At 60.7% G+C, this 22,389-nt stretch carries 22 protein-coding genes; 12 read left to right on the top strand and 10 right to left on the bottom strand.

Going from position 1 to position 22,389, the window contains the following annotated elements; genetic code table 11:
- The 5 genes from B6S08_RS18505 to B6S08_RS16515 form a co-directional block, all read left to right on the top strand.
- A partial coding sequence (locus B6S08_RS18505; RefSeq protein WP_211284256.1) for a hypothetical protein occupies window positions 1-190 on the top strand: 190 nt, incomplete at its 5' end.
- A 207-nt stretch (window positions 191-397) separates the two neighbouring features.
- A complete protein-coding gene (gene rapA, locus B6S08_RS16530; RefSeq protein WP_094201904.1) occupies window positions 398-3,271 on the top strand; it encodes an RNA polymerase-associated protein RapA in 2,874 nt (957 codons plus the stop codon).
- 21 nt (window positions 3,272-3,292) lie between these two features.
- Complete coding sequence (locus B6S08_RS16525; protein ID WP_211284257.1) at window positions 3,293-3,952, top strand: RluA family pseudouridine synthase; 660 nt, start codon at window positions 3,293-3,295, stop codon at window positions 3,950-3,952.
- The gene (locus tag B6S08_RS16520) at window positions 3,952-4,752 is read left to right on the top strand and encodes a hypothetical protein (protein ID WP_094201902.1); all 801 of its coding nucleotides are present in this window, start codon (window positions 3,952-3,954) and stop codon (window positions 4,750-4,752) included. The genes B6S08_RS16525 and B6S08_RS16520 overlap by 1 nt, the downstream gene beginning before the upstream one ends.
- Window positions 4,685-5,635 carry a D-2-hydroxyacid dehydrogenase gene (locus B6S08_RS16515; protein WP_094201901.1) on the top strand — a complete coding sequence of 317 codons (951 nt, stop codon included), beginning with the start codon at window positions 4,685-4,687 and terminating at the stop codon, window positions 5,633-5,635. Before B6S08_RS16520 ends, B6S08_RS16515 begins: the two co-directional genes overlap by 68 nt.
- Before the next feature lie 92 nt (window positions 5,636-5,727).
- Here B6S08_RS16515 and djlA read toward each other — a convergent pair whose 3' ends face one another.
- The gene (djlA, locus tag B6S08_RS16510) at window positions 5,728-6,531 is read right to left on the bottom strand and encodes a co-chaperone DjlA (protein WP_094201900.1); all 804 of its coding nucleotides are present in this window, start codon (window positions 6,529-6,531) and stop codon (window positions 5,728-5,730) included.
- A 241-nt stretch (window positions 6,532-6,772) separates the two neighbouring features.
- Between djlA and lptD the strand changes: the two genes are divergently transcribed.
- Genes lptD through B6S08_RS16480 form a run of 6 tightly spaced genes read left to right on the top strand, consistent with a single transcriptional unit; the run spans window position 6,773 to window position 13,473 of the window.
- Window positions 6,773-9,154: an LPS assembly protein LptD gene (lptD, locus tag B6S08_RS16505; RefSeq protein ID WP_094201899.1), complete on the top strand. Its 2,382-nt coding sequence runs from the start codon at window positions 6,773-6,775 to the stop codon at window positions 9,152-9,154.
- Between the two features lie 25 nt (window positions 9,155-9,179).
- Window positions 9,180-10,496, top strand: a complete 1,317-nt coding sequence (gene surA, locus B6S08_RS16500; RefSeq protein ID WP_169716424.1) for a peptidylprolyl isomerase SurA — start codon at window positions 9,180-9,182, stop codon at window positions 10,494-10,496.
- Window positions 10,493-11,482: a 4-hydroxythreonine-4-phosphate dehydrogenase PdxA gene (gene pdxA / locus B6S08_RS16495; protein ID WP_094201898.1), complete on the top strand. Its 990-nt coding sequence runs from the start codon at window positions 10,493-10,495 to the stop codon at window positions 11,480-11,482. Before surA ends, pdxA begins: the two co-directional genes overlap by 4 nt.
- The gene (rsmA, locus tag B6S08_RS16490; RefSeq protein ID WP_094201897.1) at window positions 11,475-12,284 is read left to right on the top strand and encodes a 16S rRNA (adenine(1518)-N(6)/adenine(1519)-N(6))-dimethyltransferase RsmA; all 810 of its coding nucleotides are present in this window, start codon (window positions 11,475-11,477) and stop codon (window positions 12,282-12,284) included. Before pdxA ends, rsmA begins: the two co-directional genes overlap by 8 nt.
- Window positions 12,284-12,658 carry a Co2+/Mg2+ efflux protein ApaG gene (gene apaG, locus B6S08_RS16485; protein ID WP_094201896.1) on the top strand — a complete coding sequence of 125 codons (375 nt, stop codon included), beginning with the start codon at window positions 12,284-12,286 and terminating at the stop codon, window positions 12,656-12,658. Before rsmA ends, apaG begins: the two co-directional genes overlap by 1 nt.
- A complete protein-coding gene (locus B6S08_RS16480) occupies window positions 12,658-13,473 on the top strand; it encodes a symmetrical bis(5'-nucleosyl)-tetraphosphatase (protein WP_094201895.1) in 816 nt (271 codons plus the stop codon). The genes apaG and B6S08_RS16480 overlap by 1 nt, the downstream gene beginning before the upstream one ends.
- A gap of 33 nt (window positions 13,474-13,506) precedes the next feature.
- Here the strand turns inward: B6S08_RS16480 and folA are convergent, their stop codons facing one another.
- The 4 genes from folA to rplU form a co-directional block, all read right to left on the bottom strand.
- Complete coding sequence (folA, locus tag B6S08_RS16475; RefSeq protein WP_094201894.1) at window positions 13,507-13,995, bottom strand: type 3 dihydrofolate reductase; 489 nt, start codon at window positions 13,993-13,995, stop codon at window positions 13,507-13,509.
- A gap of 7 nt (window positions 13,996-14,002) precedes the next feature.
- Window positions 14,003-15,169 (bottom strand): Obg family GTPase CgtA, encoded by a 1,167-nt coding sequence (gene cgtA, locus B6S08_RS16470; RefSeq protein WP_094201893.1) that lies wholly within the window; start codon window positions 15,167-15,169, stop codon window positions 14,003-14,005.
- A 119-nt stretch (window positions 15,170-15,288) separates the two neighbouring features.
- Window positions 15,289-15,546, bottom strand: a complete 258-nt coding sequence (rpmA, locus tag B6S08_RS16465) for a 50S ribosomal protein L27 (RefSeq protein ID WP_014291574.1) — start codon at window positions 15,544-15,546, stop codon at window positions 15,289-15,291.
- A 17-nt stretch (window positions 15,547-15,563) separates the two neighbouring features.
- Window positions 15,564-15,875 carry a 50S ribosomal protein L21 gene (rplU, locus tag B6S08_RS16460; protein ID WP_094201892.1) on the bottom strand — a complete coding sequence of 104 codons (312 nt, stop codon included), beginning with the start codon at window positions 15,873-15,875 and terminating at the stop codon, window positions 15,564-15,566.
- A gap of 234 nt (window positions 15,876-16,109) precedes the next feature.
- On the opposite strand from rplU, the gene ispB reads away from it, so the two are divergent.
- Window positions 16,110-17,084 (top strand): octaprenyl diphosphate synthase, encoded by a 975-nt coding sequence (ispB, locus tag B6S08_RS16455; protein WP_094201891.1) that lies wholly within the window; start codon window positions 16,110-16,112, stop codon window positions 17,082-17,084.
- Between the two features lie 113 nt (window positions 17,085-17,197).
- Here the strand turns inward: ispB and B6S08_RS16450 are convergent, their stop codons facing one another.
- The 5 genes from B6S08_RS16450 to hfq all read right to left on the bottom strand — a co-directional run bounded on the left by B6S08_RS16450 (window position 17,198) and on the right by hfq (window position 22,376).
- Entirely contained in the window at window positions 17,198-18,496 is a 1,299-nt protein-coding gene (locus B6S08_RS16450; protein WP_094201890.1) for an adenylosuccinate synthase, read from the bottom strand.
- 131 nt (window positions 18,497-18,627) lie between these two features.
- Window positions 18,628-19,515 (bottom strand): protease modulator HflC, encoded by an 888-nt coding sequence (hflC, locus tag B6S08_RS16445; RefSeq protein WP_094201889.1) that lies wholly within the window; start codon window positions 19,513-19,515, stop codon window positions 18,628-18,630.
- A gap of 3 nt (window positions 19,516-19,518) precedes the next feature.
- On the bottom strand, window positions 19,519-20,688 hold the full coding sequence (gene hflK / locus B6S08_RS16440; RefSeq protein ID WP_094201888.1) for an FtsH protease activity modulator HflK: 1,170 nt from the start codon (window positions 20,686-20,688) through the stop codon (window positions 19,519-19,521).
- 62 nt (window positions 20,689-20,750) lie between these two features.
- On the bottom strand, window positions 20,751-22,037 hold the full coding sequence (gene hflX, locus B6S08_RS16435) for a ribosome rescue GTPase HflX (protein ID WP_094201887.1): 1,287 nt from the start codon (window positions 22,035-22,037) through the stop codon (window positions 20,751-20,753).
- 72 nt (window positions 22,038-22,109) lie between these two features.
- Window positions 22,110-22,376, bottom strand: a complete 267-nt coding sequence (gene hfq, locus B6S08_RS16430) for an RNA chaperone Hfq (RefSeq protein WP_094201886.1) — start codon at window positions 22,374-22,376, stop codon at window positions 22,110-22,112.
- Between the last annotated feature and the right edge of the window lie 13 nt (window positions 22,377-22,389).

Below are 22,389 nucleotides of genomic sequence, written 5' to 3'. Positions count from 1 at the left end.
AACATCCTGCGAGTGCCCACACAGTTTGCTTGATAAATTGTTAAAGAGCGTTGACCCTTCAGCGGGTCAGGGCTGCGTATTCTACGCAATCCTTGGTGTTCGTCAAGCGTTGAATCAAACTTTGTTTTGTGTTGTTTCAACCCTTGTGACCGTCGGCGTGTTCCGCCGTGTCAGTGAGGGCGCATTATAGGGAGCCGCCGATTTTGCGCAAGGGCTTTTTGAGAAAAAGTGGCTTCCACCGTATCGTTCGTTCACTTTTCCGGCAGAGGGTCGTTTCCCCTCTTTATATGCCTCACCTTATACTGAATGTTCGAGCCCGATCACGGATGCAGCCTTGCGGGGCTTTGGGGTAAGATAGCGCCCCTTTTTTACGCCCCCCTTCAGCTTGGAGAATTGAATGCCTTTTTCCCTCGGCCAACGTTGGATCAGCGATACCGAAACCGATCTGGGACTGGGAACCGTGGTTGCCATTGATGTGCGCATGGTCACCATGTTGTTTCCCGCCTGTGGTGAGAACCGCATGTACGCCATCAACGATGCTCCGGTGACCCGAGTCATGTTCAACCCCGGCGATGTCATCAGCAGTCACGAAGACTGGGAGCTGGAGGTGGAGTCGGTGTCCGAGCAGGACGGCTTGCTGGTCTATCACGGCAAACGCCTGGACACCGAGGAAGAAACCAGCCTGAAGGAAACCTTCCTCAACCACTTTATCAAGCTGAACAAACCCCAGGAGCGGTTGTTTGCCGGGCAAATCGACAAGATTGGCCGCTTTAATCTGCGCTACCAAGCATTGATGCACCAGTTCAGCCAGCGTCGCTCGCCCCTCCGCGGCCTGGGCAGCGGACGCATCGGCCTGATTCCCCACCAGCTGCATATTGCCCATGAAGTGGGTAACCGCCATGCCCCCCGAGTATTGCTGGCCGATGAAGTGGGTCTGGGCAAAACCATTGAAGCGGGCATGATCATTCAGCAGCAGTGGTTGTCGGGCCGGGCCGCGCGCATTCTGATCCTGGTGCCCGACGCGCTGATCCACCAGTGGCTGGTGGAGATGCTGCGTCGCTTCAACCTGCACTTTGCGCTGTTTGACGAAGAGCGCTGCGTCGAGGCCTTTGCCGACTCGGCCAATCCCTTTGATACCGAGCAACTGGTGCTGTGCAGCCTCGACTTCATCACCAAAAAGCGCAAGCGTTTTGAACAGCTGGCCGACAGCGACTGGGATCTGCTGGTGGTGGACGAAGCCCACCACCTGGTATGGGACGCCGAGCGCCCCAGCCGCGCCTATGAAGTGGTGGAAGCCCTGGCCGAAGAGATTCCCGGTGTGCTGCTGTTGACTGCCACCCCGGATCAGCAAGGCCACGAAAGCCATTTTGCCCGCCTGCGCCTGCTCGACCCCGAGCGCTTTTACGACTATGACGCCTTTCTGGCAGAAGAAGAAGAATACCGCCCGCTGGCCGAAGCCGCCGAGGCGCTGCTGGCGGAGACACCGCTGGACGCTGCCGCCCGCGCCCGCCTGACCCCCTTTATGGATGGCGAAGAGCATGCCAGCCTGGAGACCCCCGAGCAACGCCGGGCGCTGCTGGCCCGACTGCTGGATCACCACGGTACCGGCCGCCTGCTGTTCCGCAACACCCGTCAGGCCATCAAGGGCTTTCCGTCACGCCGGTTGCATACTCACCCCCTGCCCCTGCCCACCCAGTACAAGACCGCCATTCGCGTGGCTGGCCTGATGGGCAGCCATCAGGACACCGCCGCCCAGGCGCTGCAGGCCCTGTACCCGGAAGAAATTTACCGCCAGTTCGAAGGCGGCGACAGCAGCTGGACCCAGTTCGACAGCCGGGTTGACTGGCTGCTGGACTACCTCAAGGAAAACCGTAACAACAAGGTGCTGATCATCACCGCCAAGGCCGGCGTGGCCCTGGCACTGGAAGAAGTGCTGCGCACTCGGGAAGGCATTCGCGGCACCGTGTTCCACGAGGGCATGTCACTGCTGGAGCGGGACAAGGCCGCCGCCTACTTTGCCCAGCAGGAAGGCGGTGCCCAGGTGATGATCTGCTCCGAAATCGGTTCGGAAGGCCGCAACTTCCAGTTTTCCCATCAGCTGGTGCTGTTTGATCTGCCCCTCAACCCGGATCTGCTGGAGCAGCGCATCGGCCGTCTGGACCGCATTGGTCAGCAGCACGACATCGACATTCATGTGCCCTACCTGGAAGACACCGCCCAACAGGCGCTGACCCTGTGGTATGAGCAGGGCATGGATGCCTTCAGCAAACCCAATGCGGTGGGACAGCCGGTGTATCAGCAGGTGTCTGAGCGCCTGCTTGAGCTGCTGGCCGGCCACGGCCAGGACAGCGAGGCGCTGGCCCAGCTAATTGAAGACACTCGTACCCTCACCCAAACGCTGATCAGCCAGATGGAGCAGGGCCGGGATCGGCTGCTGGAGCTCAACTCCAGCGGCGCCCTGCAACAGCATAACCTGGCGGAACAGCTGGCGAAGACGGATGAAGATCCAACCCTGGCCATTTTTGCCATCAAGCTGTTTGACGAAGTCGGCGTGCATCAGGACGACAAGGGCGAAAACGCCATTGTGCTGCGCCCCACCGAGCAGATGCTGGTCCCCAACTTTCCCGGCCTGCCCGAAGACGGCGCCAGCATCACCTTTGACCGGCATACCGCCCTGGGCCGGGACGATCTGCAGTTCCTGAGCTGGGATCACCCCATGATCCGCGGCGGCATCGACCTGGTACTGGGCTCGGAAATAGGCACCACCTCGGTGGCCATTCTCAAAAACAAAGCACTGCCGGTGGGCACCCAGTTCGTCGAGCCCATCTTTGTGGCCGAGTCCGCCCACCACGCCCAGTTGTATCGTTTTCTGCCGCCGGCGCCCATTCGCCTGCTGCTCGACAAAAATGGCAACAACCTGGCTGACAAGGTCAGCTTTGACGCCTTTGACAAACAGCTCAGCCCGGTCAATCGACATCTGGGCAGCAAGCTGGTAAACGCCTCGCAAGCGGTGATCCATCAGCAGCTGCAAGCCGCCGTCCCAATGGCCGAATCCCAAATGGAACAGTTGGTGGAACAGGCCCGTGAACGTATGCACGCGGCCATGGGCCAGGAGTTGAGCCGACTGCAGCAGCTGGCGAAGGTCAATCCCAACGTGCGCCAGAGCGAGATCGATCACCTGCAGGAGCTGAAGGCCGAACTCGACAACCTGCTCAGCCATACCCGCTTAAAACTGGACGCGATTCGGTTTATTGTGGTCAGCCATCAGTAAATAAAGAGCCCAATCATGGTATTGCTGCGTTACGATCCGCCGGTGGATCCCCAGTTCGACATTCTGTATCAGGATGACAGCCTCATCGTGCTGAACAAGCCCAGCGGCCTGCTCAGCGTGCCCGGCCGGGATCCGGTGCACTTCGACAGCCTGTCACTCAGGGTGTCGCGAGTGTTTCCAGCGGTGCAGGTGGTGCACCGGCTGGACATGGCGACCTCCGGTGTGATCGTCATGGCGCTGAACCCCAAGGCCCACCGGGAGCTCAGCCGCCAGTTTCGCGAGCGGGAAACCGAAAAGCGCTACTATGCCTGGGTGCATGGCCAGCCGAGTGAGGACGAGGGCAGCATTGACCTGCCCCTGTGCTGCGACTGGCCCAACCGCCCTCGGCACATGGTGAGCCATGAACACGGCAAAAAGGCGCTCACCCACTGGCGCTGCCTGCGCCGTGAAGGCCAACGCAGCCTGATGGAGCTGACCCCCATTACCGGTCGCTCCCACCAGCTTCGGGTGCACATGCTGAGTCTGGGACACCCGATACTGGGCGACAACCTCTACGCCGAGGGCGAGGCGCTGACCATGGCGCCACACCTGCAGCTGCATGCCGCCTGGCTGGCCTTTCGTCATCCCAGATACAAGCACCGGCTGGAGTTTACGGCCCCCGCACCGTTTGAGGTGAGCTGATGATAAGGGCGGCGCTGCTGATGCTGGGCTGGCTGACGGTGGCACCGGCCCTTGCACAGATTGACTGGAACGCCCGTGCGGAGTACCAGGCCGAGGCCAGACTACTTTACTTTGAGGCCGCGCGACCCGAGGCGCAGGGCGCTTTGCTGGTGTGGCCGGAGCTGGAGCAGACTCATCACTGGCTGGCCATGGCACCCTGGTGGCAACAGCGGGGCTGGGAGCTTCGAGTGCTGCTGCCCGACGAGCAACAGCGCCGGTTCGATCCCGCCGCCGAGCAAATCCCGCAAGCGCAGCAAGGCTGGCTCGAGCAACTGGGGCGGCGCCTGACGGCGGTATTAACCACCGACCGGAACATACCTCAGCTGGTGCTGACCCAGGGCAGCGCCACTCTCTGGTATCAGCAGCTGGTCGAAGGCGGCACACTGCCGCCGCCCGACGGCCTGATAGTAGTGGATGCGGTGCCCCGGTCTGCGGCACACCAGCGCATGCTCGCCATGGGCCTGGCGCGGGCAGGTTGGCCGGTACTGGATCTGTTTACTACCGGCAATGACGCCGCCGTCCCCAACCGGGAGCAGCGCCAGCACAGTGCCGCCCGCCGGGCCGCCGATTACACCACAGAACCACTCCATGACATCCACCACCCGGAGCGGCAGATTGCCGCCTGGCTGGTGCGCCGCGGCTGGCTGCCCTTGCCACCCGGTGCACCCGACTACCTGAAAGGAAGGACCTTGAATGAATCTGGTATTTCTCGACCGGCAAACCCTGGCACCGAGCGTGAACCTGCGCCGGCCAGCCTTTGACCATCACTGGCAGGAATATGCAGAAACCGCCCCGGAACAGGTGGTGCAACGTTTGCTGCACGCCGAGGTGGCCATCGTCAACAAGGTGAAAATCGGTGCCGCCGAGCTGGCAAAGCTGCCCGCCCTCAAGCTCATAGCCCTGGCCGCTACCGGCAGCGACAACGTGGATTTGGCCGCCTGCCGGGCTGCCGGCGTGGCGGTGTGCAATATTCGCAATTACTCGAAAAGTGCGGTACCCGAACATGCCCTGTCGCTGATGATGGCACTGAGCCGCAACCTGCACGCCTACCGGTCATCGGTGGCCGACGGCCGCTGGCAGCAAGCGGGCCAGTTCTGCTATTTTGACTACCCGGTGCGGGATCTGAAGGACATGACCCTGGGGTTGATTGGCTACGGCACCATTGCAAGGGATCTGGAACGACTGGTCCGGGCACTGGGCATGGACGTGATCGTCGCCGCTCGCAAGGGCCAGCCGGCAGAGCCGGGCCGTCAGTCCTTTGAGCACGTGCTGGCCGAAGCCGACGTGATCAGCCTGCACTGCCCGCTCACCGCCGATACTCACCACCTTATCGGCGAGCAGGAGCTGGCCATGATGAAACCGGATGCCCTGCTGATCAACGTGGGCCGGGGCGGACTGGTGGACGAGGAGGCACTGCTCTGTGCACTCAAGGAACAGCGCATTGGTGGTGCCGGCTTTGATGTGGTCAGCGCCGAGCCGCCAGCCTCAAATAATCCGCTGATGCAGGCGCTGGACTGCCCCAACTTTATTCTTACCCCGCACATCGCCTGGGCCAGCCAGGCCGCCATGCAGCGATTAGCGGATCAGTTGGTGGATAATATTGAAGCCTTTGCAGCAGGACGGGAACAAAACCGGCTGGTGTGAAACCCGAAAAAAGAGTGAGACGTAAAGGTGAGACGCCTGTGAACTGACATTTCGTCTCACCTCTCACGTTCCACGTTTACGCCTTACCCACGTCAACGCAGATTGCGCGCGGCCTTGATGGTTTCCCAGGCCTGCTGAATGTCCTGGGCCTTTTCCTTGGCCATTTCCATCATTTCCTTGGGCAACCCTTGCGCCACCAGCTTGTCAGGGTGATGCTTTGACATCTGCCGGCGATAGGCCCGCTTCACGGTGGCGTCGTCGGCCCCTGATTCCACCTCCAGAATACGATAGGCATCGCGCAGCCGATCCTGGGGCGGTGTGGTAAAGCCCCCCTGGCCTCCGGCCCGCCCCTGGCGGTACATATGTAACTGCGCCTCGGCAAAGGCCAGCAACTGCTCCAGCTCCTGCTCGGAAAAACCGAGCTCGGCGGCAATGGTATGCAGCAGGCGGCGCTCGGCCGGATGCAATTCACCGTCGGCAAATACCAGCTGCAGCTGCACTTCCATAAAGAAGCGCAACAGGTTATGGCTGTTGCGCACCTGAGCCCGAAATCGACGCAGGGTCTGTTGCAACGGAAAATCGCTTTCCTTGCCATCGCGAAATGCCTGGCGTGCCTCGGCCTGTTGTGCCGCCCCCAGACGCATCTGTGCCATCAGCTGCTCGGCCAGCCGAATTTCCTCACTGGTAACCCGGCCGCTGGACTTGGCCAGGTGCCCCATGGTGGCAAAGGTGGCATAGAGAAACTGCTGTTGGGTGTCCTTGACCATGCCCCAGGCGCCGGCCAGCTTTTGATCGACCTTGTGCCCCAGCCAGAGCCCCAGCAAGGCGCCGGGAATATTACCGATAAGAAAGCCAAGCAGACAGCCGATGATCTTGCCCTTGATGTGTGCCAGCATTTACCGCCCTCCCCGCACGAAGAAGCCGACGGGAGGAAGTGCGAAATAACGCCTGAAGTCACGGTATGAGGTCATGGAAAGGTTTCTACGGTTGGATTCGGCCGGGCCGAGCCCCGGCGTAGAGCTGGCAGCGAGAATGCTTTATCATAGCCAGCTACCATAAAAGAATGACACCAAAAGCTCAACCAGCCCGCAGGAACCCGGGCGGTGTCGCCAACACCAGGAACGAGAGCATCACCCCATGAGAATACGGATTATTGGCCTTCCCCTGCTGTTTGTTTCCGGCCTGAGTCAGGCACAAGTTACCCCCCTGGAACAGCACGACGACACCGATGCCGACGCACGGCTGCTGCCCTTCAGTCGCTGTTTCAGCCATGTACCGCTGCTCGCCGAAACCGGCCAGACCGATACCAATGCCCCCATTTCGGTGACCGCCGAGGTGCTCAACGCCACGCGGGACGGCAAAATTCTCTACCGGGGAGACGTGGAGGTCATTCAGGGCGAACGCCGCCTCAACACCGATTATATGGAGCTGGAGCAGCAAAGCCGGGATGTGCTGGCGGAAGGCAATATTCGCCTCACCGACGGTACCATTACCGTGGAAAGCGACACTCGCCTCACCGGCAACCTGACCACCAAGGACACGGAACTGGATCAGGCCCGCTACCAGCTGCACGGAGACCCGGGCCGGGGTGAAGCACAATTGGCACAGCTGACCGGAGCAAGCGGTCAGGTAGACCTGAGCAGCGCCAGTTACACCACCTGCCCGCCGGGCGAAGAGGTATGGCAGTTAAAAGCCAGCACGGTAACCGTGGAGCAGGACGAGATCTTTGGCGAGGCCTGGAATGCGGTGTTGTGGCTGGGCGACGTGCCGGTATTTTACTTCCCCTACCTCAAGTTTCCGGTCAAGAATGAACGCCAGAGCGGCCTGCTCTATCCGACCCTGGAAATTAGCGGCGATAACGGTACCGACTTTCGTCTGCCCTATTACTGGAACATTGCACCCAACTACGATGCCACCATCACGCCCCGCTACATGGAAAAACGCGGCACCATGGCCCAGCTGGAGTTTCGCTACCTGCCGGTGGAAGGCCAGAACGGAATACTCTACGGCGAATACCTGTCCAGCGACGACAGCCTGAGTGACGATCCCGAGCTGGCCGACGAGGAGTGGCGGGATGATGCCCGCTGGCTGTTCCACTGGCGCCACAACGCCCGCTTTGACGAAGAAGGCCACTGGCGTGGCAATGTCGACTACACCCAGGTGGCCAGCTGGGACTATGCCTACCTGGACGACTTTAACCCTCCGGTGGGCACCGAGGTAGACGATCAGCTGCTGCAGTCATTTCGAGGCGGCTACTACGACCGGCACTGGCAGCTCACTACGGAAGTACGGGACTATCAGGTCCTGGAGCCCAACCTGGCGACCCAGCCATTTCAGCTGATGCCGGCACTGGTGCTGAACAGTTACCGGGGCCTGGGGGATGTTGATTTGGCCCTGGACTCGGAGTTGACTCGGTTTGGCAACGACAACGACACCACCTATGAAGCCACCCGCTTTCACGCCGAGCCCCGGCTCGTCTATTCCGTGGTAGATCAGGCCGGAGTGCAGGTCAAGGCCGATATTGGCGCCTACTACACCCACTACGAGCAGGACATTCCTTCCACCCTGGCGCCCTTTTACCGTGAACAGTGGGGCTTTGATACCGACACCCTGGACAGCAGCGTAGACCGGCTGCTGCCACGGCTCAGGCTCAACGCCGGCCTGGTGTTTGATCGGGAAGCCCGCTGGTTTGAACAGGACTTTACCCAGACCCTGGAACCCCAGCTGCAGTACCTCTACGTTCCCTATGAGGATCAGGACAATATCGGTCTGTACGACACCACCAACATGCGTCAGGACTATTACAGCCTGTTCAGCGACCGCCGCTTTGCCGGCCTGGATCGCATCAGCGACGCCAACCAGCTGACCGCCGGCTTTACCAGCCGCATCTATGATGACAGCGGTACCGAGCGGCTGCGCCTGGCCCTGGCCCAGTCGTTCAACTTCACCCCGCCCAGGGTACGCCTCTATCCCGGCGAAGAGCTCGACGATACCAAGCGCTCCTTCCTCACCTTTGAAGGCGATCTCAACCTCGACAACAACTGGTTTATTCATGGTGAGGCCCAGCAGGACACCCGCAACCAGCGGCTGGCGGCTGGCAACCTGACCCTGGAGTACAATGAGCAGGGCAAGCTGGCCCAGTTCGGTTTTCGTCACCTTAACCAGGCCTATTTCAGCGAAAGCCTGAGCGACGATCTCAACCAGATTGGCGGCACCGTATTCTGGCCGGTGGCGCCCCAGTGGAGCGTGGTTGGCGGCCATTACCGGGATATTGAACTCCAACGCAATATCGATACTCTGATAGGACTGCGCTACGACTCCTGCTGCTGGGCGGTGAGCCTGGTGTGGGAACAATGGCAGAAAGAAGACAAGCTGTTCAACCCCACCAGTACCACCCAGGAAACCAGTATAGGACTGCGCTTCGAAATGAAGGGATTCAGCTCCCTGGGCACCGGCAGCGAATTCAAGCCCGGCACTCGGCTGTTGCCCTATTACCGTCCGTTCAACCTCAATAACTGATTTTTCATTGCGCACAGGATTTGTCATGAACCAAAGATGTAAACAACTGCTGATGGCCGCCGCACTGGGTGTGCTGTCGGCTACCAGCCACGCCGCCGAGTTGCTGGACAGAACCGTGGCCCAGGTCAACAACGCCGTGGTACTGGAAAGCCAGCTCAACGCCCTGGTGGACCAGGTACGCCGCAGCGCCCAGGACGCCGGCCAGCCCCTGCCCGACGACCAGCGCCTGCGCAAACAGGCACTGGAGCGCCTGATCCTGGAAAGCCTGCAACTGCAACTGGCCGAACGGCTGGGTCTGCGTATTACCGACACTCAACTTGAACAGGCACTGGCCAATATCGCTCGCGGCGAAGGCAAAAACCTGGAGCAGCTGCGTGCCGGTGTTACCGCCAGCGGCCAGAGCTGGGCCGGCTTTCGCGAGCAGGTGCGCAATGAAATCCTGATGAGCGAGCTGGCCCGCAACCAGGTGCGCCGACGCATCAACATTTCCGATCAGGAAGTCAAGCAGGTGGTTCAGATGATTCGAGAGCAGGGTCAAAGCAACGCCCGCTACCGAATTGGCAATATTCTGCTGCCCCTGCCCGCCAACCCCAGCAGCGAGCAGCTGCGCCAGGCCAACCGCCAGGCCGAGCTGCTGCTGGCCGAACTGAAACAGGGCGCCGACTTTCGCAAGCTGGCCATTGCCCACAGCGCCGGTCCCAAGGCCCTGGAAGGCGGTGACTGGGGCATGATGGCCATGGGAGAGATGCCGTCACTATTCAGCGAGGCGGTGAGAAATCACGCAAAAGGTGATATTATCGGCCCCATTCGCTCCGGCGCCGGCCTGCACATTCTCACCATTTTCGACATGAAGGGTGGCAAAACCCAGGCCGTGCAGGCGTTGGAGGTCCGCGCCCGGCACATTCTGATCAAGCCTTCCGTCATTCTCAGTGAAGACAAGGCCCAGGCCATGCTGGAAGGGTTCGCCCGCTCCATTCGCAATGGCGAGGCCAACATGGCGGAGCTGGCCGAACAGTTTTCCGATGACGCGGGTTCAGCCGTCAATGGCGGCGATCTGGGCTGGGCCTCACCCGAATTGTATGTCAGCAGTTTTCGTGACACCGTCACTCGGCTGCAACCGGGCGAGCTGAGCACACCGTTCCGTTCCGAGCACGGCTGGCACCTGGTGCGGCTGGAAGACAAGCGGGTGCTGGACGCCACCGAGCAGGCCACCGAACAACGGGCCTATCAACTGATTTTCAACCGTCGCTTTACCGAAGAAGTGCAGACCTGGCTGGACGAGCTCAAGGATCAGGCCTACATCCGTATTGTCGACGCTCAATTATCCGATGGTGATTCGTGAGTTGTAAACGCATAGCCATAACCCCGGGCGAGCCCGCCGGCATCGGTCCCGAACTGATGCTGGCGCTGTCCGATCTCGACTGGCCGGTGGAGCTGGTGGTGCTCGCCGACCCGGCGTTGATTCAGGCCAGGGCCGAGCTTCTGGGCCGCGACATTACCCTGCTGCCCTACCGGCAGCAGGCCAAACCCGTGCCCCAGCGCGCCGGCACCCTGACCATAGAGCCGGTCACCCTGGCCAAACCGGCCGTGCCCGGCGTGCTGGACGAAGCCAACGGCCTCTACGTGCTGGAGACCCTCAAGCGGGCTTCGGACGGCAACATGAGTGGTGAGTTCGACGCCGTGGTCACCGGCCCGGTCAACAAGGGCATTATCAACAAGGCCGGCGTGTCCTTCAGTGGCCACACCGAGTTCTTTGCCCAGCAGGCCAATGTGCCCGATGTGGTGATGCTGCTGGCCACCCCCGGCCTGCGCGTGGCCCAGGTGACCACGCATATTCCCCTGGCCTATGTGGCCCGGGCCATTACCGAAGAGCGGCTCACCAAGATCACCCGCATTTTGCACGCCGAGCTGAAAAGCAAATTCGGCCTCGCCAATCCGCGTATCTATGTGTGCGGCCTCAACCCCCACGCCGGGGAGGATGGCCACCTGGGCCGGGAAGAACTCGACATCATCATTCCCGCCCTCAACGCCCTGCGCGAGGAAGGCATGGATCTGGTGGGACCGCTGTCGTCCGATACCGTATTCAACGAAAAAAACATGAAGGATGCCGACGCCTTCCTGGCCATGTATCACGATCAGGGCCTGCCGGTACTAAAGTACATCGGTTTCGGCAAGGCAGTGAACATTACCCTCGGGCTGCCCTTTATTCGCACCTCGGTGGATCACGGCACCGCCCTGGAGCTGGCCGGCACCGATCAGATAGACGCAGGCAGCATGCTCTGCGCCCTTAACCAAGCCATTGAGATGATAGAAAAACGCGATGAATAGCAAGGTCCACCAGGGGCACAAGGCCCGTAAACGTTTTGGCCAGAACTTTCTGCACGATGACTACACCATCGATCAGATTGTCAATGCCATTCATCCGACCGACGACTACACCATGGTGGAAATCGGCCCCGGCCTCGGCGCCCTTACCGGTCCGGTGTGCGACCGTATTCAGCGCCTCAATGTGGTGGAGCTGGACCGGGATCTGGCGGCCCGACTGGAAACCCATCCCTTCCTGAAGGACAAGCTCAACATTCACCAGGCCGATGCCATGAAGTTTGACTTCGCCGGCCTGTGCGAGCCGGGCAAGAAGCTGAAAATTTTCGGCAACCTGCCCTACAACATCTCCACCCAGCTGATGTTCCACCTGTTTGAGTTCTCGGCGCTGGTGGCCGACATGCACTTCATGCTGCAAAAGGAAGTGGTCAACCGCCTTGCCGCCGGCCCCGGCAGCAAGGCCTATGGCCGCCTCAGCGTAATGGCCCAGTATTACTGTGAAGTGGTGCCAGTGCTGGAAGTGGGCCCGGAAGCCTTCAAGCCCGCCCCCAAGGTAGACTCGGCGGTAGTACGGTTGCTGCCCTATGAAACCCCGCCTCACCCGGTGAAAAACATGAAGGATCTGTCCCGGGTCACCGCCGACGCCTTTGGCCAGCGCCGCAAAACCATTCGCAACAGCCTGAGCCACCTGTTCAATGCCGACGAGATCACCGCCCTGGGCCTGGAACCGTCGGCTCGCCCCGAGCAGCTGACCCTGGCCCAGTACGCTACCCTCGCCAACGCCCTGACACAGAAAAAGGAAGCCTGATGTCCGCCGCCGCCATTCACATTTCCCCGGAGCCCCGTTATCTGGCCGAGCGCTCGTCGCCGGAAGACGATCACTATGTGTTCGCCTACACCATTACCATCACCAACCGGGGTGATGAAGGGGTTACCCTGATCAGCCGCCGCTGGCTCATCACCGACGCTAACGGCAAGCGAGTGGAAGTGGAAGGCAGCGGCGTGGTGGGCGAACAGCCCACCATAGCGGCGGGGGACGAATACTCCTACACCAGTGGTGTCAGCCTGGAGACCCCGGTGGGCGTCATGGAGGGCTTTTACACCCTGCGCCGGGACGATGGCAGCGAGTTTGAAGCCCCCATTCCCGCCTTTCGGCTGGCCCTGCCCAACCTGATCAACTGATGGCGACCTATATCGTCGGTGACCTGCAGGGTTGCCTGAGCGAGCTGAACCGGTTGCTGGCCGAGGTGGGCTTTACACCATCCCGGGATGAGCTCTGGCTCACCGGTGATCTGGTGGCCCGGGGGCCAGACTCCCTGGGCTGTCTGCGCCGCATCCTGGCCCTGGGCGCTGCCGCCACCACCGTGCTGGGCAATCACGACCTGCACCTGCTGGCGGTGGCCAGTGGCCTGCGTGCGCCGAAAACAGCCGACCGTATACACGACATTCTTCGGGCCGCCGACCGGGCCGACCTGCTCTACTGGTTGCGGCAGCAGCCGCTGCTGGCCCGCCATGAGCGGCACGGCTTTGTGATGACCCATGCCGGCATTCCGCCCCAGTGGACGGTGACCGAAGCCGAAGACGCCGCCCGGGTCGCCGAGGCCGAGCTGCGCTCAGCCCATTACCGGGATCGGCTGCGGGACATGTACGGCAACCAGCCGGACGGTTGGCGTGATGATCTTGGTGATCTTGAACGGCTGCGCTTTACCATCAATGCCCTGACCCGCATGCGGCTATGCCATGGCGACGGTCGGCTGGACTTCGATTACAAGGCAAGCCTTACCGACGCCCCGACGGAGCTTCATCCCTGGTTTGAGCTGCGGGCTCACCATGAAGATCCGCCCCTGGTGTTTGGCCATTGGGCGGCACTGGAAGGTCAATGCGAGCAACCCGGCATCCATGCGCTGGACACCGGCTGTGTGTGGGGCGGCAGCCTGACCCTGCTATGCTGGGAAACCGGCGAGCGCATCAGCACCCCCTGCCCGGTACATGCTTGAAGACACAAAAAGCCCGGCATTTGCCGGGCTTTTTTATTTAATCCTTTCCAGCACCTGGAAACGGCAATCGTAGGCATTACGCTCGTCGGCAGGCCTGTGCTGTTCGCTCACCAGCCGCCAGTCCTGCTCATTCATCGCCGGAAAACGAGTATCGCCGTCGATATGGGCATCGATGCGGGTGATATAAAGGCGCTCGGCCAGGGGCAGAAAAGCCCCGTACAGCTGACCGCCACCCATCACCATGATTTCTTCCGCGTCCGCCAGCAGGGCCAGCGCGGCCTCGGGGGATGGCACCAGCTCGGTGCCGGCCGGAGCATCACGCAGGGAGCGGCTGACGATGACATTGCGCCGGCCCGGCAACGGCCGGCCGATGGACTCATGGGTGTTGCGGCCCATCACCACCGGCTTGCCCAGGGTGCTCTGCTTGAAGTAGGCCAAATCCGCCGGCAGATGCCAGGGCATGCCGTTGTCGCGGCCAATGACCCCATCCCGGGTCATGGCCACGATCATCGACAGCGTCATGACAGAGTTACTCGCGGGTGTAGATGACATGGCCGTCGTCTTCCTCGTCGTCCCAGTCGTCATCATCTTCATCGGCCACATCCGCTTCGTGCATGGCAGACTGGTGGTACTCATCCCATTTAAAGCTGACCGGCTCCCGGGCCGCTTCCAGCTCTGCCTGGCTGCGTGGGTGCTCTTCCAGAAACGCCATCAGCGCCTGGGTCAGCTCTCGTGTACCTTCCTTGCTGATGGCGCTCATGCGGAATACCGGCCCCTGCCAGTCCAGCAGCTCGGTAACCCGGGCGATCACTTCCTCGGCCTGCTCGTCGTCTACCAGATCCAGCTTGTTGAACACCAGCCAGCGGGGCTTGGCGGCCAGCTCTTCGCTGTACTGCTGCAGCTCGTTGACGATGATGTCGGCGTTGTCGGCCGGATCGGTACCATCGATGGGCAACACATCAACCAGGTGCAGCAGCACACGACAACGTTCCAGGTGCTTGAGGAAACGAATGCCAAGGCCGGCGCCGTCGGCGGCCCCTTCAATCAGACCGGGAATGTCGGCCACCACAAAGCTCTTCTGGCCGTCACAACGCACCACGCCCAGGTTGGGTACCAGGGTGGTAAAGGGGTAGTCCGCCACCTTGGGCTTGGCCGCCGACACCGAACGAATAAAGGTGGACTTGCCGGCATTGGGCAGACCCAGCAGGCCCACATCGGCCAGCAGCAGCAGCTCCAGCAATACGTTGCGGACTTCACCCGGGGTACCGTTGGTCTTCTGCCGCGGCGCCCGGTTTACCGAGCTTTTAAAGCGAGCATTGCCCAGACCGTGAAAACCACCCTTGGCCACCAGCAGCTTCTGACCATGACGGGTCAGATCGCCGAGGATCTCGCCGGTCATCTCGTCCTTGGCGCGGGTACCCACCGGCACCGTCAGCACCAGGTCCTTGCCGCGCTTGCCGGTGCAGTTGCCGCCACGACCGTTTTCGCCCCGCTCGGCCTTGTGGAAGCGCTCGAAGTGATAGTCGATCAGGGTGTTGAGGTTCTCGTCGGCCAGCAGATAAACATCACCGCCATCACCGCCGTCGCCACCATCGGGACCGCCCTTGGGAACGTACTTCTCCCGGCGGAAACTGACACAACCGTTACCACCGTCGCCCGCATCAATGCGGATTTCCGCTTCATCGACAAATTTCATTTCACTGCTCTCCCATTCGTTTTCTGAGCCTGTGTATCCGGCTCACATGCCGAACGTGCCTTTATTAAAGCAAAAAGCCCCGCCGGTTGGCGGGGCTTTTAAGTAGTTCTGCCTGTAACTTATTCGGTTACAATGCTTACGAACTTGCGGTTCTGGGGACCTTTAACCTCAAACTTCACCTTGCCATCGGCTTTGGCGAACAGGGTGTGGTCCTTGCCCAGGCCAACGTTGTCGCCGGCGTGGAACTTGGTGCCGCGCTGACGAACGATGATGTTGCCCGCCAGGACAGATTCACCACCGTAACGCTTTACACCAAGGCGTTTGCTTTCTGAGTCGCGACCGTTACGAGTAGAGCCGCCTGCTTTTTTGTGTGCCATGGAACTTAACTCCTCTCTTAGGCGCTGATACCAGTGATCTTCACTTCAGTGAACCACTGACGGTGACCCTGCTGTTTGCGAGAGTGCTTACGACGACGGAACTTGACGATCTTGACCTTTTTGCCACGACCATGAGCAACTACTTCTGCAGTTACCTTGCTGCCATCAACGTAGGGTACACCTACTTTAACGTCTTCACCTTGGGCCACCATCAGCACTTTGTCGAATTCGACAGCTGCGCCGGTTTCCACGTCCAGCTTTTCCAGACGAACAACTTGGCCTTCGGCTACACGGTGCTGTTTTCCGCCGCTTTGGATTACCGCGTACATGATTTTAACTCCGAATATGGCACTTTTTCCCCAGAGGGCCGTGCACTAAAACTGTTCTACAATGGCCGCGCATTGTACGCAAATTGATCCCCCGAGACAAGGGGAGAAGGTGCAAAAAAATGATGCCCGTCCGCATTGCGGGCCGTGCCCGGCGGGACAGGTTTATCCCTTTGACGAATCGTGTAAAATCCTACCACCAATGAATTCAGACTGCATCGTCCGGCTTATAACTTTATGGTAGATATCAACAGGATCAAACAACTGACCGAGCAAGACATGCAAGCGGTCAACGAGCTCATCATGACCCGGCTGCAGTCGGACGTCAGCCTGATTAACCAGCTGGGTTTTTACATTGTCAGCGCCGGCGGCAAGCGCATGCGCCCCATGCTCACGGTGCTGGCGGCCCGGGCCCTGGGTTATGAGGGCAACGATCACATCAAGCTCGCAGCCTTGCTCGAATTCATTCATACCTCCACCCTGCTGCACGACGACGTAGTCGACGAGTCCGAGTTGCGCCGGGGCCGGGATACCGCCAACGCCCTGTTCGGCAATGCCGCCAGTGTGCTGGTGGGCGACTTCCTCTACACCCGCTCCTTTCAGATGATGACCGAGCTCGACAGCATGCGCATTATGCAGCTGCTCAGTGAAGCCACCAATATCATCGCCGAAGGGGAAGTGCTGCAGCTGATGAACTGCAACGATCCCGACACCACCGAAGCCAGCTACATGCAGGTGATTTACTGCAAGACCGCCAAGCTGTTCGAAGCCGCTACCCGCCTGGCGGCGGTGCTGACCCACCAGCCCGAGGCCATTGAGCAGGCCATGCTCGACTACGGCAAATACCTGGGCACCGCCTTCCAGCTGATGGACGACGTCATGGACTACAGCTCGGACGCGAGTGACATGGGTAAGAACGTGGGCGACGACCTGGCCGAGGGCAAACCCACCCTGCCCCTGCTGCGAGCCATGGAAAAGGGCTCCCCGACCCAGCGCGAACGCGTTCGCGACGCCATTGCCAATCGCACCGGCATGGATCATCTGGACGAAATCATGGCCATACTGGTCGAGACCGAGGCGCTGGATTACTGCCGCCAGCGCGCCCGGGAAGAGGCACAGAAGGCCATCGATGCCCTGAGCGTGCTGCCCGACTCCGAGCACAAGGCGGCGCTGGTGGATCTGGCCCATATGGCGGTAGAACGTACCAGCTGACGCTGGCTGTGAAATGTGAGGGGTAAGCTTCTTTCCCCTCACTCCTTGCCCCTCTCCACCAACGAAAACGCCGGCTCAGTGAGCCGGCGTTTTTTTCGCGAGCCGTCGAAGCATCAGGCCTCGAACGGGTGGCGCAGTATCATGGTCTCGGCGCGATCCGGACCGGTAGAGATAATGTCTACCGGCACCCCGGTCAGCTCCTCAATGCGCGCGATGTAATCCCGCGCGGCCTGAGGCAGACCTTCCAGGGTGGTTACACCCACGGTGTTTTCGCTCCAGCCGGGCATGGATTCATACACCGGGGTCACGGTCTCGTAACCTTCGGCGGCCATGGGCGGCACGTCCTGCACGGAGCCGTCGGGCATGCGATAGCCGGTACAGATCTTCACCTCGTTCAGACCGTCGAGCACGTCGAGCTTGGTCAGGCAGAAGCCGGTGATGGAGTTGACCTGAATGGCGCGCTTCATGGCCACGATGTCGAGCCAGCCGGTGCGGCGCTTGCGGCCGGTGGTGGCACCAAACTCGTGTCCCTTCACGCCCAGGTGCTCGCCCACGTCGTCAAACAGTTCGGTGGGGAACGGACCGGAGCCCACGCGGGTGGTGTAGGCCTTGATGATGCCCAGCACATAGTCCACGTAGCAGGGGCCAAAACCGGAACCGGTGGCCACGCCGCCGGCGGTGGTGTTGGACGAGGTCACGTAGGGGTAGGTGCCATGGTCGATGTCCAGCAGGGTGCCCTGGGCGCCCTCGAACATGATGCGGTCACCGTTGCGGCGGGCCTTGTCGAGCATGTCGGTCACGTCCACCACCATGCTGGTCAGCAGCTCGGCGTAACCCTTGGCCTGCTCCAGTACTTCGTCGTAGGACACTTCTTCTTCGCCGTAGAAGCCCTTCAGCTGGAAGTTGTAGTAGGCCACGATTTCCTTCAGCTTGTCGGCAAAGGAAGTCATATCGAACAGATCACCCACGCGCAGGCCGCGACGGGCTACCTTGTCTTCGTAGGCCGGGCCGATACCACGACCGGTGGTGCCGATGGCCTTGGCGCCACGGGCCTTTTCCCGAGCCTGATCCATGGCCACATGGTAGGGCAGGATCAGCGGGCAGGCTTCGCTCAGCTTGAGGCGCTCACGCACCGGTACACCGCTTTTTTCCAGGCCGGCCATTTCCTTGAGCAGGGCATCGGGAGACAGCACCACGCCGTTGGCGATGATACAGGTACAATTGTCGCGCAGGATACCGGAGGGGATGAGATGGAGGACGGTCTTCTTGCCGTCGATGACCAGGGTATGTCCGGCATTGTGGCCGCCCTGATAACGTACAACATAACGAGCCTTGTCGGTCAGCAGATCGACAACTTTGCCCTTGCCTTCGTCACCCCACTGGGTGCCAAGTACAACAACGTTTTGTCCCATTTTCACTAACTGTCGAGTTGTTAAAAATGGAGTCTACCAAATTTTGACCAAGGCCGGAACTGCTGGACGGCCGGATTGCCGAAAATATTACCGCAAAATGAAAAACGCCCGGCGAGGCCGGGCGTTTTGGTTCACCTGGATCCTTCAGGATCCTTCAGGTAACGGAAGAAGTCTCCGTCGGGCTTGAGGATCATCATGTCCCCGCCCTGTTCAAAGCTTCTGCGGTAGGCTTCCAGGCTGCGAATAAAGCGGAAGAATTCCGGATCGGCCGCGTAGGCCTCCGCGTAGATCCTAGCCGCCTCGGCATCCCCTTCACCACGCAGGGTGCGGGAGTTGCGCTGGGCATCGGCGATCATCACCGTCACCCGGCGGTCGGCCTCGGCCTTGATCACTTCGGCCTGCTCACGACCCTCGGAGCGGTGCTCCCGAGCCACCGCGGTCCGCTCGGCGCGCATGCGCTGGTAGATGGAGTTCGACACCTCGGTGGGCAGGTTGATCTGCTTGATGCGCACATCCAGTACCTTGATACCCAGCTCGGAAGAAGACTCCAGCAGGCCCTTGAGCGCGCTTTCCATCACATCGCCCCGCTCTCCGGAGACGATATCGCGAATGGTGCGGCTACCGATCTCGGAACGCAGGCTGTTGTTGATCCGCCGGCGCAGCAGGCTTTCGGCCTGGAGCCGGTTGCCGCCGCCAGTGGCCAGGTAGTACTGGGCGAAATTGTCGATGCGCCACTTCACGTAGGAGTCGATGATCAGGTCCTTTTTCTCGGACGTCACAAAACGATCCACCTGATCGTCCAGGGTCTGAACACGGGCATCCAGCTTGCGCACCTGATCGATCATCGGCACCTTGAAGTGCAGGCCCGGCTGATACACCACCGGCAGCTCCGAGCCCTGCTCGCGCTTGACCTTGCCGAACTGCAGCACAATGCCGCGCTCGCCTTCGGCCACCACAAAGACCGAGGAAAACAGCAGTATCGCCAGCAGGGCCAGCACCACGATTAACAATCTTTTCATCGCTTAGTTTCTCCCTGACGTCGGACGAATGCTGGTTCTGTCGGAGCCCGGCCGAAGCTGGCCGCTGTCCTGACCCGAGGGCACATTGGAGTTCGAGTAATCGGAGGTGATTACATTGGGATCAACTTGAGCTTCACGCCGGGACTGCTCCGCCATCAGCTTGTCGAGAGGCAGATACATCAGGCTGTTGTTGCCGTCCGGTGTATCCACCACCACTTTGTTGACCTTGCTGTAGATCTCTTCCATGGTCTCCAGGTAGATACGCTCACGGGTCAGCTCGGGCTGCTGCTCGAACTGGGGCAGCAACTCGCGGAAGCGGGCCACCTCACCCTCGGCGCGCAGGGCCACTTGCTGCTTGTAGGCCTCGGCCTCCTGCAACAGACGCTGGGCCTGACCTCGAGCCTTGGGCTCGATTTCCCGGGCATAGGCCTCGGCTTCCCGAATAAAGCGCTGCTCGTCTTCCTGGGCGGCAATGGCGTCATCAAAGGCGTCCTTTACCTCTTCCGGCGGGCGGGCCGGCAGGAAGTTAAGATCCAGAATCATCAGACCCAGCTGGTAAGGCTCGATAATCTGCTGCAGCAGCTCACGGGTTTCCTGACGCACCCGTTCACGACCCACGGTCAGGACGTCGTCCATGGTGCTGTGACCCACCACGTAACGCAGGGCGCTGTCGAGGGCCTGATGCAGGCTGTCATCGGCGTTGGTGACGTTGAACAGATAGTCCCGGGGCTCGATCACCCGGTACTGCACATCCATCTCCACCCGCACCAGGTTTTCATCCCGGGTCAGCATAAAGCCGGACGCCGGCAGTGAGCGCACGGTTTCCACGTCCACCGGATACACCCGATCGATGAAGGTGGCTTTCCAGCTCAGGCCGGGCTCTACCGTCTGGTAGAACTTGCCAAAGCGCAGCACCACGCCCCGCTGGGCTTCACCTATGGTGTAGAAGCCACTGACCACCCACACCGCCAGGGCGATAACCAGCGCCACCGTTACCCCAAAGGAGCCGATGCCACCACCGCCACTGCCGGAGCCACGGCCGCCAAGCAGACCGCCCAGTTTTCCGCTGAGGTTGCGAATCACCTTGTCCAGATCCGGCGGACCCTGATGCTTGCCGTCATTCCCCCAGGGATCACGGTCTTTGCCACCATTTCCAGGCTCGTTCCAAGCCATTTGTATCTCCGTCTTTCTGGTTTATGAAAACAACTCTACCAAGCAATTAATCGATCAGGCAATCAATCGCTTACAAAGCCTTGCAGGCGGTCACCTTCCTGCTTGAGCAGGCGATGCCAGTCGGCCTGCTGCAAGCGAATGTCGACCACGAATTCACCCTGCTCGCCAAAGGACTCGGCCACCACGCCGTTCAGGGCGTAAAGCCGGCTGCGCAGCCGGGATGCCGACGGCGGCAGGGTCAGCCGATGTTCCACCAGGGTCCCTGCCAGCCGCTCATTCAGTGCATTCAGCAGACCGTCAATACCCAGTCCCTGTTGCGCCGACACCCACACCGCCCGGGGATTGCCTTCATCATCCCGTTCGATGCGTGGCTCGGGCGGATCCAGCTTGTCGATCTTGTTGTACACCATCAGCACCGGAATCTCGTCGGCCTCGATCTGCTCGAGTACCGAGTTGACCTCGTCGATGTTGTCGCGCATCTGTTCATCGGCGCAGTCCACCACGTGCAACAGCAGATCCGCGTCCCGGGTTTCCTGCAGGGTAGCCTTGAAGGCCGCCACCAGGTCGTGGGGCAGATGACGAATAAAGCCCACGGTGTCGGCCAGAATGACCGGGCCGGCATCGGGTAATTCGATCTTGCGCAGGGTGGGATCCAGGGTGGCAAACAGCTGATCCGCCGCATAGACGTCGGACTGGGTCAAACGGTTAAACAGGGTCGACTTGCCGGCGTTGGTATAGCCCACCAAAGACAGGGTTGGAATCTCGTTGCGTTGACGCGCACGACGCCCCTGCTCACGCTGACGAGACACCTTTTCCAGTCGCTTAAGAATGTACTTGATGCGCTCGCGCAACAGCCGGCGGTCGGTTTCCAGCTGGGTTTCACCCGGGCCACGCAGGCCGATACCGCCCTTTTGACGCTCCAGGTGGGTCCATCCTCGCACCAGCCGGGTGGAGAGGTGGCGCAACTGGGCCAGTTCCACCTGCAGCTTGCCCTCGTGGGTACGGGCACGTTGGGCGAAGATATCGAGGATCAGGCCGGTGCGGTCAAGCACTCGGCATTTCACTTCCCGCTCCAGGTTACGCTCCTGGGCCGGCGACAAACTGTGGTTGAAGATCACCACGTCGGCCTGTTGCATGTGCACCAGCGACGACAGCTCTTCTACCTTGCCGGTGCCGATAAAGAACTTGGACTGGGGCGCAGCCCGGCTGGAAGTAACCACCGCGCAGGTGGTCACGCCGGCGGAGTCCGCCAGTAACTTCAGCTCTTCCAGATCTTCCCGTTCGCTGTCGTCGGTAAAATTGATATGAACCAAAATGGCGGACTCACCACCCTGATAACGCTCAAACAAAGGGGTTCCTCCGTCTTTCGGCTACTGCGGCACCGGCCGCGGCGCGGCCTTGCATGATGGGGAAAATTAGACTCAATCCTGACCTTGCTCGCTGTCGGCCTGTTCCTGACTGCCGCCGGGGGATGTCAGGTGGTGCACCGGACGGGCCGGAACCACGGTGGAAATGGCGTGCTTGTAAACCATTTGGCTGACGGTGTTTTTCAGCAGGATCACAAATTGATCAAAAGACTCAACCTGACCCTGCAGCTTGATGCCGTTGACCAGATAGATGGAGACAGGTACCCGCTCCCGTCGCAGTGCGTTCAGAAACGGATCCTGCAGTGATTGCCCCTTAGCCATTTTTTTGTCCTTA

The sequence above is a fragment of the Oceanimonas doudoroffii genome (assembly GCF_002242685.1).
Classification (GTDB): Bacteria; Pseudomonadota; Gammaproteobacteria; order Enterobacterales; family Aeromonadaceae; genus Oceanimonas; species Oceanimonas doudoroffii.
This window is presented reverse-complemented; position numbering and strand designations above follow the sequence as displayed.

Bases quoted from the DNA above. Each gene is read 5' to 3' on its own strand.
- cgtA (WP_094201893.1), bottom strand. From the start codon at position 15,169: ATGAAATTTGTCGATGAAGCGGAAATCCGCATTGATGCGGGCGACGGT.
- hfq (WP_094201886.1), bottom strand. From the start codon at position 22,376: ATGGCTAAGGGGCAATCACTGCAGGATCCGTTTCTGAACGCACTGCGA.
- B6S08_RS16520 (WP_094201902.1), top strand. From the start codon at position 3,952: ATGATAAGGGCGGCGCTGCTGATGCTGGGCTGGCTGACGGTGGCACCG.
- hflC (WP_094201889.1), bottom strand. From the start codon at position 19,515: ATGAAAAGATTGTTAATCGTGGTGCTGGCCCTGCTGGCGATACTGCTG.
- surA (WP_169716424.1), top strand. From the start codon at position 9,180: ATGAACCAAAGATGTAAACAACTGCTGATGGCCGCCGCACTGGGTGTG.
- rplU (WP_094201892.1), bottom strand. From the start codon at position 15,875: ATGTACGCGGTAATCCAAAGCGGCGGAAAACAGCACCGTGTAGCCGAA.
- B6S08_RS16480 (WP_094201895.1), top strand. From the start codon at position 12,658: ATGGCGACCTATATCGTCGGTGACCTGCAGGGTTGCCTGAGCGAGCTG.
- B6S08_RS16450 (WP_094201890.1), bottom strand. From the start codon at position 18,496: ATGGGACAAAACGTTGTTGTACTTGGCACCCAGTGGGGTGACGAAGGC.
- lptD (WP_094201899.1), top strand. From the start codon at position 6,773: ATGAGAATACGGATTATTGGCCTTCCCCTGCTGTTTGTTTCCGGCCTG.
- djlA (WP_094201900.1), bottom strand. From the start codon at position 6,531: ATGCTGGCACACATCAAGGGCAAGATCATCGGCTGTCTGCTTGGCTTT.
- rapA (WP_094201904.1), top strand. From the start codon at position 398: ATGCCTTTTTCCCTCGGCCAACGTTGGATCAGCGATACCGAAACCGAT.
- ispB (WP_094201891.1), top strand. From the start codon at position 16,110: ATGGTAGATATCAACAGGATCAAACAACTGACCGAGCAAGACATGCAA.
- B6S08_RS16515 (WP_094201901.1), top strand. From the start codon at position 4,685: ATGAATCTGGTATTTCTCGACCGGCAAACCCTGGCACCGAGCGTGAAC.
- hflK (WP_094201888.1), bottom strand. From the start codon at position 20,688: ATGGCTTGGAACGAGCCTGGAAATGGTGGCAAAGACCGTGATCCCTGG.
- rsmA (WP_094201897.1), top strand. From the start codon at position 11,475: ATGAATAGCAAGGTCCACCAGGGGCACAAGGCCCGTAAACGTTTTGGC.
- rpmA (WP_014291574.1), bottom strand. From the start codon at position 15,546: ATGGCACACAAAAAAGCAGGCGGCTCTACTCGTAACGGTCGCGACTCA.
- folA (WP_094201894.1), bottom strand. From the start codon at position 13,995: ATGACGCTGTCGATGATCGTGGCCATGACCCGGGATGGGGTCATTGGC.
- apaG (WP_094201896.1), top strand. From the start codon at position 12,284: ATGTCCGCCGCCGCCATTCACATTTCCCCGGAGCCCCGTTATCTGGCC.